Consider the following 15,462-nt stretch of genomic DNA (forward strand, 5'->3'; position numbering starts at 1 on the left):
AATAGAGTGAAGGTGTATTTTTTATTTTGTATATCGACTGAATAGTAGTTGATTTGTAAAATATAAAGTTGGGTTAATCGTGTCTTTAATATCATTGACTTCTTTAAGCCACAACTGTAAGTCATTGTAGTAGTCGGAACTCATAGACAAATCATTTGTAAAACATTTAGCTGTTGCTTCAATTGTATCTTTGTTTAATTGGTTAGAGATATCGGTTTGAGTATACATTGAGTAAATTTCAATTGCACTTGCTAAATGATGATTGATGTAATGAATTGCTTTTTGAATGATTTTTAGGAACTTTTTGAGTTTAACCTCACTCGTATTTAATACTTCAGGTGTTGTAATAAAAATAAGTTGGCAAAAATCGGGTACATTATAATTTTTAAGTGAAAAATAATCTACATTAAGTCCTTGATTTCTAGCTTCAAGAATTTCAAAATTTTCGAAAATGAGTGTAGCAGCATCAGCTTTATCAGTTAAAAGTGCATCAGTATGATAAAAGCTATGATTAACTGGTGTGATGTCACCCTCTTTATATGTGCCACCATCTGCTTCAATCATCGTTTTAGCCATGGCAATACCACCTGGACCGGGAGCGCCAGGATATTGAAGTCGCTTACCGATTAAATCTTTGGGGCGAGCGATATTTTTATCTTTGTTATACATAATACCTCCGTTAGTGTGAAGATATCTCGCAAACCCGATGACGTTTTGTTCTTTAGCTCTATCTTGAACCAGATGAATAGGTTCAGTAATCGCGATATCCATTGAACCATTTTCAATCTCGTCTAATGCATCAAAGTGCTCTTTTGGTTCAATCATCTCAATTTCTAATGATTCTTCTTTAAACCATCCTTTTTCAATACCTATGATTAACGGCATATGATCAGGATTTAAAAACCATTCTAAACCTACTGTTAATTTGTCCAAAAAAAATTCCTCCATCCATTTAATTATTGCGTAAAAAAGTGAATGAAGAAACAGTTATCAATATTGCTCACTTTCCTACGCTGGTGCTAACCAACAGGTTCAAGGGTTGAAAGTAGACTTTCTCTCAGCAAATTGAATTGCACCCCTAATGATACTGGTTAATCTATGTACAGAATAACATAGTTGAATTGAATAAAAAGTGAAACGAATATAGTAAATATTAATCTTGGGAGTATGATGCAAAAAAGCTAACGTTTCAAACGTTAGCTTACAATATATTTGATGAACTGAAGTTTAATTAAAATTCTAACTTTACATCATACCAATGAGTTTCATCCATAGTGAACCTAATCCGATCCAAATAATAAAATAGACTATACCAAGTACAATATTCATAGTCCACCAGCGCTTTTGTGTAACATAGCCAGCTGCGTATAATATGGGCGCTGGTCCACTACTATAATGTGTTGTTGATGCCAGTAAGTTACCAAAGAACCCTAACATTAATGCACTGAATAATGGCGGTGCACCTGAAGCGACTGCAACACCGAGTAACGCGGCGTACATGGCGCTGACATGTGCTGTTTCACTTGCGAATAAATAATGTGAGTAGAAATAAAACAAGATGAGTAAAACTAAAACGATAGGCCAACTAAAGCCATTCAAACCTTGAGCAATGAGTTTGCTGGTTCTGTTGCAAAGTAAAAAAATATAGCTAACCACTAATTTATCATGTCAGTGTTCGCTTAACTTGCTAGCATGATGCTAATTTCGTGGCATGGCGAAAATCCGTAGATCTGAAGAGACCTGCGGTTCTTTTTATATAGAGCGTAAATACATTCAATACCTTTTAAAGTATTCTTTGCTGTATTGATACTTTGATACCTCGTCTTTCTTACTTTAATATGACGGTGATCTTGCTCAATGAGGTTATTCAGATATTTCGATGTACAATGACAGTCGGGTTTAAGTTTAAAAGCTTTAATTACTTTAGCCATTGCTACCTTCGTTGAAGGTGCCTGATCTGTAATTACCTTTTGAGGTTTACCAAATTGTTTAATGAGACGTTTGATAAACGCATATGCTGAATGATTATCTCGTTGCTTACGCAACCAAATATCTAATGTATGTCCCTCTGCATCAATGGCACGATATAAATAGCTCCATTTTCCTTTTATTTTGATGTACGTCTCATCAATACGCCATTTGTAATAAGCTTTTGTATGCTTTTTCTTCCAAATTTGATATAAAATTGGGGCATATTCTTGAACCCAACGGTAGACCGTTGAATGATGAACGTTTACACCACGTTCCCTTAATATTTCAGATATATCACGATAACTCAATGCATATCTTAGATAGTAGCCAACGGCTACAGTGATAACATCCTTGTTAAATTGTTTATATCTGAAATAGTTCATACAGAAGACTCCTTTTTGTTAAAATTATACTATAAGTTCAACTTTGCAACAGAACCCATCAAGATATATATTTGGGTGAGCGATTCCTTAAACGAAATTGAGATTAAGGAGTCGATTTTTTATGTATAAAAACAATCATGCAAATCATTCAAATCATTTGGAAAATCACGATTTAGACAATTTTTCTAAAACCGGCTACTCTAATAGCCGGTTGGACGCACATACTGTGTGCATATCTGATCCAAAATTAAGTTTTGATGCAATGACGATCGTTGGAAATCTCAACCGAGACAACGCTCAAGCCCTTTCTAAATTTATGAGTGTAGAGCCCCAAATAAGACTTTGGGATATTCTTCAAACAAAGTTTAAAGCTAAAGCACTTCAAGAAAAAGTTTATATTGAATATGACAAAGTGAAAGCAGATAGTTGGGATAGACGTAATATGCGTATTGAATTTAATCCAAACAAACTTACACGAGATGAAATGATTTGGTTAAAACAAAATATAATAAGCTACATGGAAGATGACGGTTTTACAAGATTAGATTTAGCCTTTGATTTTGAAGATGATTTGAGTGACTACTATGCAATGTCTGATAAAGCAGTTAAGAAAACTATTTTTTATGGTCGTAATGGTAAGCCAGAAACAAAATATTTTGGCGTGAGAGATAGTAATAGATTTATTAGAATTTATAATAAAAAGCAAGAACGTAAAGATAATGCAGATGCTGAAGTTATGTCTGAACATTTATGGCGTGTAGAAATCGAACTTAAAAGAGATATGGTGGATTACTGGAATGATTGCTTTAGTGATTTACATATCTTGCAACCAGATTGGAAAACTATCCAACGCACTGCGGATAGAGCAATAGTTTTTATGTTATTGAGTGATGAAGAAGAATGGGGAAAGCTTCACAGAAATTCTAGAACAAAATATAAGAATTTGATAAAAGAAATTTCGCCAGTCGATTTAACGGACTTAATGAAATCGACTTTAAAAGCGAACGAAAAACAATTGCAAAAACAAATCGATTTTTGGCAACATGAATTTAAATTTTGGAAATAGTGTACATATTAATATTACTGAACAAAAATGATATATTTAAACTATTCTAATTTAGGAGGATTTTTTTATGAAGTGTCTATTTAAAAATTTGGGGAATTTATATGAGGTGAAAGAATAATTTACCCCTATAAACTTTAGTCACCTCAAGTAAAGAGGTAAAATTGTTTAGTTTATATAAAAAATTTAAAGGTTTGTTTTATAGCGTTTTATTTTGGCTTTGTATTCTTTCATTTTTTAGTGTATTAAATGAAATGGTTTTAAATGTTTCTTTACCTGATATTGCAAATCATTTTAATACTACTCCTGGAATTACAAACTGGGTAAACACTGCATATATGTTAACTTTTTCGATAGGAACAGCAGTATATGGAAAATTATCTGATTATATAAATATAAAAAAATTGTTAATTATTGGTATTAGTTTGAGCTGTCTTGGTTCATTGATTGCTTTTATTGGTCACAATCACTTTTTTATTTTGATTTTTGGTAGGTTAGTACAAGGAGTAGGATCTGCTGCATTCCCTTCACTGATTATGGTGGTTGTAGCTAGAAATATTACAAGAAAAAAACAAGGCAAAGCCTTTGGTTTTATAGGATCAATTGTAGCTTTAGGTGAAGGGTTAGGTCCTTCAATAGGGGGAATAATAGCACATTATATTCATTGGTCTTACCTACTTATACTTCCTATGATTACAATAGTAACTATACCTTTTCTTATTAAAGTAATGGTACCTGGTAAATCAACAAAAAATACATTAGATATCGTAGGTATTGTTTTAATGTCTATAAGTATTATATGTTTTATGTTATTTACGACAAATTATAATTGGACTTTTTTAATACTCTTCACAATCTTTTTTGTGATTTTTATTAAACATATTTCAAGAGTTTCTAACCCTTTTATTAATCCTAAACTAGGGAAAAACATTCCGTTTATGCTTGGTTTGTTTTCTGGTGGGCTAATATTTTCTATAGTAGCTGGTTTTATATCAATGGTGCCTTATATGATGAAAACTATTTATCATGTAAATGTAGCGACAATAGGTAATAGTGTTATTTTTCCTGGAACCATGAGTGTTATTGTTTTTGGTTATTTTGGTGGTTTTTTAGTGGATAGAAAAGGATCATTATTTGTTTTTATTTTAGGATCATTGTCTATCTCTATAAGTTTTTTAACTATTGCATTTTTTGTTGAGTTTAGTATGTGGTTGACTACTTTTATGTTTATATTTGTTATGGGCGGATTATCTTTTACTAAAACAGTTATATCAAAAATAGTATCAAGTAGTCTTTCTGAAGAAGAAGTTGCTTCTGGAATGAGTTTGCTAAATTTCACAAGTTTTTTATCAGAGGGAACAGGTATAGCAATTGTAGGAGGTTTATTGTCACTACAATTGATTAATCGTAAACTAGTTCTGGAATTTATAAATTATTCTTCTGGAGTGTATAGTAATATTCTTGTAGCCATGGCTATCCTTATTATTTTATGTTGTCTTTTGACGATTATTGTATTTAAACGTTCTGAAAAGCAGTTTGAATAGTTATATTATATTTTGGTTTAGAACTATGAGTGGCTAGCATTTTGCCACTCATTTTTTGCGTTAGCAAAAACAGGTTTAAGCCTCGCAGAGCACACGTATTAACGACTTATTAAAAATAAGTCTAGTGTATTAGACTTAAACTATTAAATACACATGAAACCTTTGTGCTTAGGAGTGATTTTTATATGTCTTATTCCATTGTTAGAGTTTCAAAAGTTAAATCTGGAACAAATACAACGGGCATACAAAAACATGTTCAAAGAGAAAATAATAATTATGAAAATGAAGATATAGACCATAGTAAAACTTACTTAAATTATGATTTGGTAAATGCTAATAAACAGAATTTTAATAACTTGATTGATGAAAAAATCGAACAGAATTATACAGGCAAAAGAAAAATTAGAACAGACGCGATTAAACACATTGATGGTTTAATTACATCAGACAATGATTTCTTTGATAATCAAACGCCAGAAGATACAAAGCAGTTTTTTGAATATGCTAAAGAGTTTTTAGAACAAGAATACGGTAAAGATAATTTATTATATGCAACAGTTCACATGGACGAAAAAACACCACATATGCATTATGGCGTTGTTCCAATAACTGATGATGGTCGTTTAAGTGCTAAAGAAGTTGTAGGTAATAAAAAAGCTTTAACAGCGTTTCAAGATAGATTTAATGAGCATGTTAAACAACGAGGATATGATTTAGAACGTGGGCAATCAAGACAAGTAACAAATGCTAAACATGAGCAAATAAGTCAGTATAAACAAAAAACAGAATATCATAAGCAAGAATATGAACGTGAGAGCCAAAAAACAGACCATATAAAGCAAAAGAACGATAAATTAATGCAAGAGTACCAAAAATCGTTAAATACGCTTAAAAAGCCTATAAATGTTCCGTATGAGCAAGAAACTGAAAAAGTAGGTGGTTTATTTAGCAAAGAAATACAAGAAACTGGAAATGTTGTAATAAGCCAAAAAGATTTCAATGAATTTCAGAAACAGATAAAAGCTGCTCAAGATATTTCGGAAGATTACGAGTATATAAAGTCTGGTAGAGCCTTAGATGATAAAGATAAGGAAATACGAGAGAAAGATGATTTATTAAATAAAGCAGTTGAGCGTATTGAAAACGCAGACGATAATTTTAACCAACTTTACGAAAATGCAAAGCCACTTAAAGAGAATATAGAAATAGCGTTAAAGCTTTTAAAAATCTTACTAAAAGAGTTAGAACGAGTTTTAGGAAGAAATACCTTTGCGGAAAGAGTTAATAAGGTTCTGTTGCAAAGTAAAAAAATATAGCTAACCACTAATTTATCATGTCAGTGTTCGCTTAACTTGCTAGCATGATGCTAATTTCGTGGCATGGCGAAAATCCGTAGATCTGAAGAGACCTGCGGTTCTTTTTATATAGAGCGTAAATACATTCAATACCTTTTAAAGTATTCTTTGCTGTATTGATACTTTGATACCTCGTCTTTCTTACTTTAATATGACGGTGATCTTGCTCAATGAGGTTATTCAGATATTTCGATGTACAATGACAGTCGGGTTTAAGTTTAAAAGCTTTAATTACTTTAGCCATTGCTACCTTCGTTGAAGGTGCCTGATCTGTAATTACCTTTTGAGGTTTACCAAATTGTTTAATGAGACGTTTGATAAACGCATATGCTGAATGATTATCTCGTTGCTTACGCAACCAAATATCTAATGTATGTCCCTCTGCATCAATGGCACGATATAAATAGCTCCATTTTCCTTTTATTTTGATGTACGTCTCATCAATACGCCATTTGTAATAAGCTTTTGTATGCTTTTTCTTCCAAATTTGATATAAAATTGGGGCATATTCTTGAACCCAACGGTAGACCGTTGAATGATGAACGTTTACACCACGTTCCCTTAATATTTCAGATATATCACGATAACTCAATGCATATCTTAGATAGTAGCCAACGGCTACAGTGATAACATCCTTGTTAAATTGTTTATATCTGAAATAGTTCATACAGAAGACTCCTTTTTGTTAAAATTATACTATAAGTTCAACTTTGCAACAGAACCAAAATGCACATGTAGTTGGTGAAAAAATTAGAAAACATTTTATGTTTAAACTTCCTTTTTCTAGTGTATATAGTACTTAGGTTTTAAAATATAATTGAAAGATAGGTTGTATTATGACTAAAAAAGTAGCAATCATTTTAGCAGATGAATTTGAAGATATAGAATTAACCAGTCCAAAAGAAGCATTAGAAAATGCTGGATTCGAGACTGAAGTTATTGGAGATACAGCAAAACATGAACTTGTTGGTAAGCATGGGGAGAAAGTAACTGTAGATGTTAGCATTGCAGATGCGAAACCAGAAAATTATGATGCATTATTAATTCCTGGCGGATTCTCACCCGATCATTTACGTGGTGATGAAGAAGGTCGCTATGGTACATTTACTAAGTATTTTACTCAAAATGATGTACCTACATTTGCGATTTGTCATGGTCCACTTTTACTAGTTGATACTGATGATTTAAAGGGCCGCACAATAACTGGTGTTATCAATGTACGTAAAGATTTATCTAATGCTGGTGCACACGTTGTTGACGAATCAGTTGTAATAGATAACAATATTGTAACGAGTCGTGTCCCAGATGACTTAGATGATTTCAATAGAGAAATTATTAAAAAATTAAAAGCATAATTTTGTAATATCAATCAGTATTTATTATCTAAGAGACTAACAACAAAGTTTATAACTTTGCTGTTAGTCTCTTATTGTTAGGTTTTTATAAAAATAAAATGAACTTAACTTCATTAAGATAACTTATAATCTACGATAAAATATTAGATATTCTACATACTGTTTTTGTAATGTAACCTATTTCGAAATTCTACTAATCTTTTAACTTCATCTATACTATTAATTGTTGAAAATTACAATGGAGGGCAATTTAATTTATGAATGATATTACCATTATAGGAGCTTCACAAAATAATTTAAAAAATATAGATATAACTATACCTAAACATTTGATTACAGTATTTACAGGACGTTCTGGTTCAGGTAAGTCATCACTGGTATTCAGAACAGTAGCTGCTGAATCTGAACAACTTTTAAATGAAAGTTATTCTAGCTATATTCAATTTCATTTAAATCAGCAACCTAAACCAAAAGTAAAAGAAATTAAAAATCTTCCAGTAGCAATGACGATTAGTCAAAAAAGATTTAATGGTAATTCTCGCTCTACTGTAGGTACAGTATCTGATATATACGCCTCTGTTAGATTGTTATGGTCAAGGATAGGTGAACCTTTTGTCGGTTATTCAGATGCCTTTTCATTTAACAGTCCCAATGGTATGTGTGAAACATGTGAAGGATTAGGTTACATTGAAGACATTAATTTAAATGAGCTCTTAGATTGGAACAAATCTTTAAATGAAGGTGCTATTAATTTCCCATCTTTTGGACCTGATAAAGAAAGAGGGAAAGCTTATCGTGATAGTGGTCTGTTTGATAATGATAAAAAATTAAAAGCATATACAAAAGAAGAATTAGATTTGTTTTTGTATCAGGAGCCAATAAAATTAAAAAAACCACCTGAAGAATGGCGGAAATCAGCAAAATATGTGGGACTTATACCTAGGTTTAGAAGAATATTCTTGGGAGATAAAGAATTTAACAAAAAACGTTATGCTAAACATCTTAAAAATGTTGTGGAAAATAAAATTTGTCCAACTTGTAACGGTCAACGTTTAAATTCGAAAATTTTGAGTTGTAAAATTATGGGGAAAAATATTTCAGATTTTACACAAATGACTGTAAAAGAAAATTTAGCATTTCTTAATAAATTAAATAATTCAACAGCCCAGTTTATTATTGAACCACTCCGAAAACAATTAGAAGCACTTGATTATATAGGATTAAGTTATTTAACTCTTGACCGTGTAACCACTTCTTTATCAGGTGGAGAAGCACAACGGCTTAAATTAATACGACATTTAAATAGTTCGCTATCTGATTTGGTTTATATCATTGATGAACCAAGTGTTGGTTTACATCCAGAGGATATTGCAAAAATAAATGAAATTTTGAAATCTTTAAAACATAAAGGTAATACAGTATTAATTGTAGAACATGATCCTGATGTAATTAAAGAAGCAGATTATATCATTGATATGGGACCAAGTTCAGGGGCGCAAGGTGGAGAGATAACGTTTAAGGGAACATACAAAGAATTATTGTCTTCAGATACATCTACTGGGGAAGCACTACGTATCAAACATCACTTAAAAAATGAGATACGTGAAGCAAAGAGTTTTTATCATCTTGGACCAGTGACCCAAAACAATTTGAAGAATGTGACAGTTGATATACCCAAGCATGTTTTGACAGTATTAACTGGAGTAGCAGGTTCTGGGAAAAGTTCACTTGTTAAGGCAGGTTTTGCAAAAAATGATAATGCAGTATTTATGGATCAAAAAGCGATACAAGGTTCCAATCGGTCTAATTTACTAACTTATTTAGGTGTTTTTGACAGAGTCAGAAATTTTTTCAGCAAAGAAACTGGATTAAATAAATCTATGTTTAGTTATAATTCGAAAGGAGCTTGTGCCAATTGTGGTGGTAAAGGTTATATTGAAACAGAACTTGCATTTATGGGTGAATTTTCACAAACATGTGAAGTGTGTCACGGTAAACGTTATAAGCCAGAAGTGTTGAATGCAACTATAGATGGCTATTCTATTGCTGATTTCCTTGAATTGACTGTTGACGAAGGTATAAGATTTTTTGATAAAGAAAATGAAATTCAGTCTAAGTTACAAGCTATAAGTAAAACTGGATTAAATTACGTAACCCTTGGCCAACCTCTATCTACATTATCAGGTGGTGAAATTCAACGCGTTAAATTAGGCCAATATTTAAATGATGATGTTACAGATAGTATTTTTATATTTGATGAACCTACGACAGGTTTACATGAAGCTGATATTCCTATATTGATAAACTGTTTTAATGATCTTATTGAACAAAATAACACTGTTATTTTAATTGAACATAATTTATCAATTATGTGTGATGCTGATTGGATTATAGATGTAGGGCCAGGCCCTGGTCTAGATGGGGGTAAAGTACAATTTAGTGGCTATCCTATAAACTTTGTTAAAGAGAATAAAACATTAACATCTAAGCATTTGAAACTTTATATAGCAAATGATTAAAATTGTTTCATATTTTCATATAGCATTGGTTAGATTTAGAAATTTTGTAACTTAGCGATTCTGAAAATTATCACATGAAATTAATAAAGAAGTCTATATACTGGTTATAATCTGTATATAGACTTCTTTATATATTTATTATTATGGTTTTAGAATTACTTTAATATTATTATCTTTTTTCTGATCGAAAATATCATACGCTTGTTTTGCATCTTCTAAAGGCATTGTGTGAGTTATAATTTCTGTTGGATCAAAAACTTCATTTTTAATCATTTCATATAATTTTGGCATTTGATGAATAACTGGCGCTTGTCCACTTTTTACTTGGACATCTCTATTAAAAATTAAATCTATTGGATAATTGTCTGCAGGTGTACCGTAAATACCAGTTAATTGAATCGTTCCAAATTTTCTTACTGATTCAGCTGCTGTAATAATTGGACTAATATTACCTCGTTGTGCTGAATTTGAACTTATCTCTAAATCATCTTGAGCAACTTGTCCATCCATTCCAACACAATCTATAACGACATCTGCACCACCGCGTGTGCTTTCACGAAGTAATTTTCCTATATTATCTTCTTTAGAAAAATTATATACTTCAGCGCCATTGGATTTTTTGGCATGGTTTAATCTATGTTCTACATTGTCAATGGCAATCACACGTTCAGCGCCTTTTAATTTAGCAAATTTTTGTGCCATTAAACCGATTGGGCCACAACCAAGAACAATAACGGTATCTCCAGATTTTACGCCTGCATGTTCAACACTCCAATAAGCTGTTGGGACAACATCAGATAAAAATAATACTTGTTCGTCTTTCAAATCACTATCTGGAACTTTGAAAGAGGAGAAATCGGCAAATGGGACTCTTAAATACTCTGCTTGACCTCCCCAGTGGTTTCCGTGCATGCCACCAAAACCGAAAAGTCCACCATTATCCATTTTCCAACTTGCCGGTGATGAGTTAGAATTATCACACTGAGACTCCATTTCATTATTACAATAGAAACAATCGCCGCAACCTATGTTAAAAGGTATAACTACTCTATCTCCCTTTTTTAAGGTTTTAACGTCTTTTCCTACTTCTTCTACAATTCCCATTGGCTCATGTCCAATAACAAAACCAGGATCCATAAATAAATCGCCTTGATGATAAAGATGTAAATCAGAACCACATATACCTGAAGCTGTTATTTTTATTATTGCATCCGTTGATTCTTCTATTATTGGATCATGTACTTCACGAACTTCCATATTTTTATGACCTTGATAAGTAACTGCTTTCATTTAAACCACACTCCTTTAAAAAACTTTACCCTTGATATTATAATGTAAACTCAGAAGAATAAATTGATTTATTACTCTTTTTAGAAAATTGTTAGTTTATATGTTGCAAAATACCAAACATCGCATTTATTTAGCCAAAATTAATAAAAAAGTAATTATAGATAAGTTTAATACACGTAAGCAATATACTATATTAGAATAAAATTAAAGATTTATCTAAAAGTAACTATACAGTTTTGAACTATTTATAAGTAACTGCTGATTTTAAAGAAGAATTTGTGCGTGTTTTCTTAAACCGAAATAAAAATCTGAAAAAGCAAAGGATTTTGATGTTTATTGCTTTTAAAAGCTAGTAATTTAAATGAACATTATGTTATTGCTACTTTTTGGGAAATCAAGCTACTTACAAACTATGGCAAGATTCTCGAGAATATAAAGTATCTCATAAGAAAAGAGGGATAAAAAATGTATAGATCAAGATATTTTCGTTAACGAGCATGTTTTGAAATGATTAAGACACTCTTTTTAAAGAAGTATCTTTTTTATATTACTTTATAGCTTAAAAATTTTGAAAAATTTGTTTAATTTTCATACTTACTTTTTTTCGGTGTAGTTAAAGCTACGACAGCTATAATAATAAATAGTCCGTCTACTAGTTGATAGTATCCAAAGGACTCATTTAACCAAGTAATTGAAATGATGGCCAAACCGTCCTCCTTGGCTTTGCAGTACTATCCATAGAACAAATAAAAGCAGCAGTTAAACTGCTTGAAAAAGCATGGTTTGACAAAAATACAAGTAATCATTATAAAGATTAACTTAAAGCGAAGTATAATTATACTTCGCCTTTTTTAATATAGAATCTAATGACCCTATATACACTATTAATATCAGAAAAATATTTTGTGTGTTTAGAGCGTACTTATGTGTCTTTGAGTCGTTCTCTATTTATATCGATCTACTAGTCAATATAAAAACATATCAATATCTGAAAGAGATTATATAAAGTTCGGTTCAATTTTTCTTCTTTTAAAAAACTAACTAATTTTCATTATTAATTAATTTCAAATATTCATCTCCCCATTCACAAATACCATAGACCACATTGTCGAGAGACAAACCAACACTAGTTAATCGATATTCAACTTTTGGAGGGACTACTGGATATATAGTTCTTTTTATTATCATATCCTTTTCAAGCTCCCTTAATTGTCTAATTAACATTCTTTGATTAATATCTGGTAATTTTTTTTCTAATTCACTCAACCTAAGTACTTCTGATTGTAATAAATGATAAATAATAGGGATTTTCCACCTACCACCAATTACTGATAAAGCTAAATCTTTAGAAGTGTAAAATAATTTATTATTATATTCTATTAACAATTTCTTCTCCTCAGTGACATATTTGTCAGTATTGTATTTCCAAAGTTATTATACCATAATGAATATATAATATATAGGAGGTAATAACATATGGAATTACAATTAGCGATTGATTTATTAAATAAAGAGGATGCTGCAGAATTAGCAAATAAAGTTAAAGATTATGTAGATATCGTAGAAATTGGAACACCGATTGTTATAAATGAAGGATTACCAGCTGTACAACATTTAAATGATAATATTGATAGTGTAAAAGTATTAGCAGATTTAAAAATTATGGATGCTGCCGACTATGAAGTAAGCCAAGCAGTTAAATTTGGTGCAGACATAGTAACAATTTTAGGCGTTGCAGAAGATGCATCAATTAAAGCAGCAGTTGATGAAGCACATAAACATGGCAAACAATTATTAGTAGATATGATTGCAGTCCAAGATTTAGAAAAACGTGCGAAAGATTTAGATGATTTAGGCGCAGATTATATCGCTGTTCATACTGGTTATGACTTACAAGCTGAAGGTCAATCTCCTTTAGAAAGTTTACGTAAAGTTAAATCTGTAATTAGTAATTCTAAAGTAGCAGTCGCAGGTGGTATTAAACCAGATACAATTAAAGATATTGTTGCAGAAAATCCTGATTTAATTATTGTTGGTGGCGGCATTGCAAATGCTGATGACCCTGTAGAAGCTGCTAAACAATGTAGAGCTGCGATTGAAGGAAAATAATGATGACAGAAATCACAAATTATCGTTTAATACTAGATGAAATAGACAACACATTATCACATGTGAAAGACAGTGAAGCCGAAACGTTTTTAAAGCAAATTATTAAAGCAGAGCAAGTTTTTGTATCTGGAAAAGGACGTTCGGGTTTTGTAGCAAATAGTTTTGCGATGAGATTGAATCAGCTTGGGAAGGGTGCACATGTAGTTGGTGAGTCCACTACACCTTCCATTACCGAAAAAGATTTGTTTGTTATCCTTTCTGGCTCAGGTTCGACAGAGCATTTAAGATTATTAGCAGATAAAGCTAAAGCTGTAGGTGCAGAAGTTGTATTATTGTCAACAAATCCAACGTCAAATATTGGTGAACTTGCAAATGCAGTGATTGAATTACCGGCGGGAACGAAATATGATGCTGAAGGTTCAGCACAACCTCTAGGTAGCTTATTTGAACAAGCATCACAAGTGTTTTTAGATAGTATTGTTTTAGATTTAATGACTGAGATAAACGTTGATGAAGAAACAATGCAGCAAAATCATGCTAATCTGGAATAAAACCTACAAAAGATGATTCACTTTAATACTCCACATTTATTTGTGGGGTATTTTTAATTTAAAGAAACGCCTTGAGATATTTCCTAGTAGTTATAAAAACTAATTAGTATTGAATATCACTACTACATTTTTGAAAAGTGATGTAGATTTATAGCCAGAATTTTTAGATTTACATTGACGATACTGCATCAAAAGAAAAAGTCAATCTACTTTTTCTAGTTTGACTTTTATTTTTATATCTAAAGGCACACTTACACACCTAAAAAACGTCGTGCTAAAAACAAATTTACATGTGGTAATCCAATATCCTTATTATACATTTTAACAGTTGGTTTAAAGGAAACTTTAAAAATATATAATTTTTAACCTATTCAATTACATTTGTTTCTTAAAACGCATATATGAGCCAGAATAGAAAAGAGTTGCAGGAAAGATTAAAGATTGCTTAAGAATCAGCAAGTTTTGGCGTTAGAGAGTAATAAAAAAGATTCAAAAATTAATTAGAGGAAGAGAGGCTGCTTAATTATTCCTTTGATACACCTACTAATGATAGATAAAACGTGGATGTGTAAGAAGTATCATATACTACAGACGCTGTAAATATTAATCAACATTAGGAAGAAAAAAGGGTGAATAAACACAACTTAAAAAGGCTTTTGGAGTCGTTTGTTAGTAACTAATTGTAATTAAAAAGGTGCGACAAGCTCATAAACTTGTCGTACCTTTTTATGTAAATCGTACTTCTGATACTCATCAATTTAATTTTAAATTTAAGTTCATTTATCAATAAAATTGGGTATTATTTATTAAGAGACGTAGAACTCTTGCCACACTTATATCAAATTAATTTAATTGTAGTGAGCAATTTAGCTTATTATGAAAAAGATGAGCTGAGGCAAGCATGTGCCTGCTCATTTTTAAAATTGGAGGCTAAATTTACAAAAAAATTCTATTAACAGGTGCTTCAGCATATCATATATAGAAAATAAGTCTAATGAACAAAATGTTACATGGAAATCTTCAGATTTATTTGATTTAAATGAGATAACAGAAGTAATGAAAAACGTTCGTTTTTGACACAAAACCTCTTAACTATAAATTAGGAGGTTTTTCTTGGATATTTAAGTCTATAAACTTGTGTTATAATCAATGTATCATAAATACCAAAAAATATGAGTTTTCAGACGATGAGAGCCGCGTTTATTTGCATCGAGAACTAGATTTCATTAGTAAGTACTCATAAAACGATTAAAAGAGGTGGTATTCAAATGGCTAAAATTGGTTATGCACGTGTATCAACACAAGATCAAAGTCTTGATGGA

At 31.2% G+C, this 15,462-nt stretch carries 11 protein-coding genes, 4 pseudogenes and 1 riboswitch; of the genes and pseudogenes, 8 read left to right on the forward strand and 7 right to left on the reverse strand.

What is annotated here, in order from left to right:
- Positions 1–21 precede the first annotated feature (21 nt).
- The 3 genes and pseudogenes from ACJQQZ_RS12155 to ACJQQZ_RS12165 form a co-directional block, all read right to left on the reverse strand.
- Positions 22–933 carry an ABC transporter substrate-binding protein gene (locus ACJQQZ_RS12155; protein WP_064263964.1) on the reverse strand — a complete coding sequence of 304 codons (912 nt, stop codon included), beginning with the start codon at positions 931–933 and terminating at the stop codon, positions 22–24.
- 55 nt (positions 934–988) lie between these two features.
- A riboswitch (TPP riboswitch) is annotated at positions 989–1,090 on the reverse strand.
- A 155-nt stretch (positions 1,091–1,245) separates the two neighbouring features.
- A pseudogene (locus tag ACJQQZ_RS12160) lies at positions 1,246–1,620 on the reverse strand (anion permease); the annotation flags it as partial.
- Positions 1,621–1,679: 59 nt separating this feature from the next.
- Entirely contained in the window at positions 1,680–2,354 is a 675-nt protein-coding gene (locus ACJQQZ_RS12165) for an IS6-like element IS257 family transposase (RefSeq protein ID WP_011303376.1), read from the reverse strand.
- Between the two features lie 121 nt (positions 2,355–2,475).
- Between ACJQQZ_RS12165 and ACJQQZ_RS12170 the strand changes: the two genes are divergently transcribed.
- From ACJQQZ_RS12170 to mobV, 3 genes and pseudogenes are all read left to right on the forward strand, one after another.
- Complete coding sequence (locus tag ACJQQZ_RS12170; RefSeq protein ID WP_000277654.1) at positions 2,476–3,420, forward strand: replication initiation factor domain-containing protein; 945 nt, start codon at positions 2,476–2,478, stop codon at positions 3,418–3,420.
- 161 nt (positions 3,421–3,581) lie between these two features.
- Positions 3,582–4,961 (forward strand): tetracycline efflux MFS transporter Tet(K), encoded by a 1,380-nt coding sequence (gene tet(K) / locus ACJQQZ_RS12175; RefSeq protein ID WP_000492283.1) that lies wholly within the window; start codon positions 3,582–3,584, stop codon positions 4,959–4,961.
- Between the two features lie 185 nt (positions 4,962–5,146).
- Positions 5,147–6,274 (forward strand): annotated as a pseudogene (gene mobV / locus ACJQQZ_RS12180) (MobV family relaxase); the annotation flags it as partial.
- 34 nt (positions 6,275–6,308) lie between these two features.
- On the opposite strand, the gene ACJQQZ_RS12185 reads toward mobV, so the two are convergent.
- Positions 6,309–6,983: an IS6-like element IS257 family transposase gene (locus ACJQQZ_RS12185; protein WP_011303376.1), complete on the reverse strand. Its 675-nt coding sequence runs from the start codon at positions 6,981–6,983 to the stop codon at positions 6,309–6,311.
- Between the two features lie 169 nt (positions 6,984–7,152).
- On the opposite strand from ACJQQZ_RS12185, the gene ACJQQZ_RS12190 reads away from it, so the two are divergent.
- The gene (locus tag ACJQQZ_RS12190) at positions 7,153–7,671 is read left to right on the forward strand and encodes a type 1 glutamine amidotransferase domain-containing protein (RefSeq protein ID WP_017723732.1); all 519 of its coding nucleotides are present in this window, start codon (positions 7,153–7,155) and stop codon (positions 7,669–7,671) included.
- Positions 7,672–7,928: 257 nt separating this feature from the next.
- Positions 7,929–10,190, forward strand: a complete 2,262-nt coding sequence (locus ACJQQZ_RS12195) for an ATP-binding cassette domain-containing protein (protein ID WP_037551393.1) — start codon at positions 7,929–7,931, stop codon at positions 10,188–10,190.
- Between the two features lie 141 nt (positions 10,191–10,331).
- Here ACJQQZ_RS12195 and ACJQQZ_RS12200 read toward each other — a convergent pair whose 3' ends face one another.
- From ACJQQZ_RS12200 to ACJQQZ_RS12210, 3 genes and pseudogenes are all read right to left on the reverse strand, one after another.
- Complete coding sequence (locus tag ACJQQZ_RS12200) at positions 10,332–11,480, reverse strand: zinc-dependent alcohol dehydrogenase (protein WP_031882782.1); 1,149 nt, start codon at positions 11,478–11,480, stop codon at positions 10,332–10,334.
- Positions 11,481–12,061: 581 nt separating this feature from the next.
- Positions 12,062–12,184, reverse strand: a pseudogene (locus ACJQQZ_RS12205) (EamA family transporter); the annotation flags it as partial.
- Positions 12,185–12,521: 337 nt separating this feature from the next.
- Positions 12,522–12,866: a winged helix-turn-helix transcriptional regulator gene (locus ACJQQZ_RS12210; protein ID WP_002508649.1), complete on the reverse strand. Its 345-nt coding sequence runs from the start codon at positions 12,864–12,866 to the stop codon at positions 12,522–12,524.
- Positions 12,867–12,956: 90 nt separating this feature from the next.
- Between ACJQQZ_RS12210 and hxlA the strand changes: the two genes are divergently transcribed.
- The 3 genes and pseudogenes from hxlA to ACJQQZ_RS12225 all read left to right on the forward strand — a co-directional run.
- Positions 12,957–13,589: a 3-hexulose-6-phosphate synthase gene (gene hxlA, locus ACJQQZ_RS12215; protein ID WP_046467870.1), complete on the forward strand. Its 633-nt coding sequence runs from the start codon at positions 12,957–12,959 to the stop codon at positions 13,587–13,589.
- 2 nt (positions 13,590–13,591) lie between these two features.
- Positions 13,592–14,140, forward strand: coding sequence for a 6-phospho-3-hexuloisomerase (gene hxlB / locus ACJQQZ_RS12220; RefSeq protein WP_037551413.1), 549 nt, complete (start codon positions 13,592–13,594; stop codon positions 14,138–14,140).
- Between the two features lie 438 nt (positions 14,141–14,578).
- Positions 14,579–14,694 (forward strand): annotated as a pseudogene (locus ACJQQZ_RS12225) (DUF536 domain-containing protein); the annotation flags it as partial.
- Positions 14,695–15,462: the final 768 nt, after the last annotated feature.

Origin of the sequence: Staphylococcus sp. KUGN1 (assembly GCF_045984185.1) — a bacterium.
Classification (GTDB): Bacteria; Bacillota; Bacilli; order Staphylococcales; family Staphylococcaceae; genus Staphylococcus; species Staphylococcus warneri_A.

Excerpts from the sequence above, each read along its gene's own strand:
- ACJQQZ_RS12190 (WP_017723732.1), top strand. The coding sequence starts at position 7,153 with ATGACTAAAAAAGTAGCAATCATTTTAGCAGATGAATTTGAAGATATA.
- ACJQQZ_RS12170 (WP_000277654.1), top strand. The coding sequence starts at position 2,476 with ATGTATAAAAACAATCATGCAAATCATTCAAATCATTTGGAAAATCAC.
- ACJQQZ_RS12165 (WP_011303376.1), bottom strand. The coding sequence starts at position 2,354 with ATGAACTATTTCAGATATAAACAATTTAACAAGGATGTTATCACTGTA.
- hxlA (WP_046467870.1), top strand. The coding sequence starts at position 12,957 with ATGGAATTACAATTAGCGATTGATTTATTAAATAAAGAGGATGCTGCA.
- ACJQQZ_RS12195 (WP_037551393.1), top strand. The coding sequence starts at position 7,929 with ATGAATGATATTACCATTATAGGAGCTTCACAAAATAATTTAAAAAAT.
- hxlB (WP_037551413.1), top strand. The coding sequence starts at position 13,592 with ATGACAGAAATCACAAATTATCGTTTAATACTAGATGAAATAGACAAC.
- ACJQQZ_RS12200 (WP_031882782.1), bottom strand. The coding sequence starts at position 11,480 with ATGAAAGCAGTTACTTATCAAGGTCATAAAAATATGGAAGTTCGTGAA.
- ACJQQZ_RS12185 (WP_011303376.1), bottom strand. The coding sequence starts at position 6,983 with ATGAACTATTTCAGATATAAACAATTTAACAAGGATGTTATCACTGTA.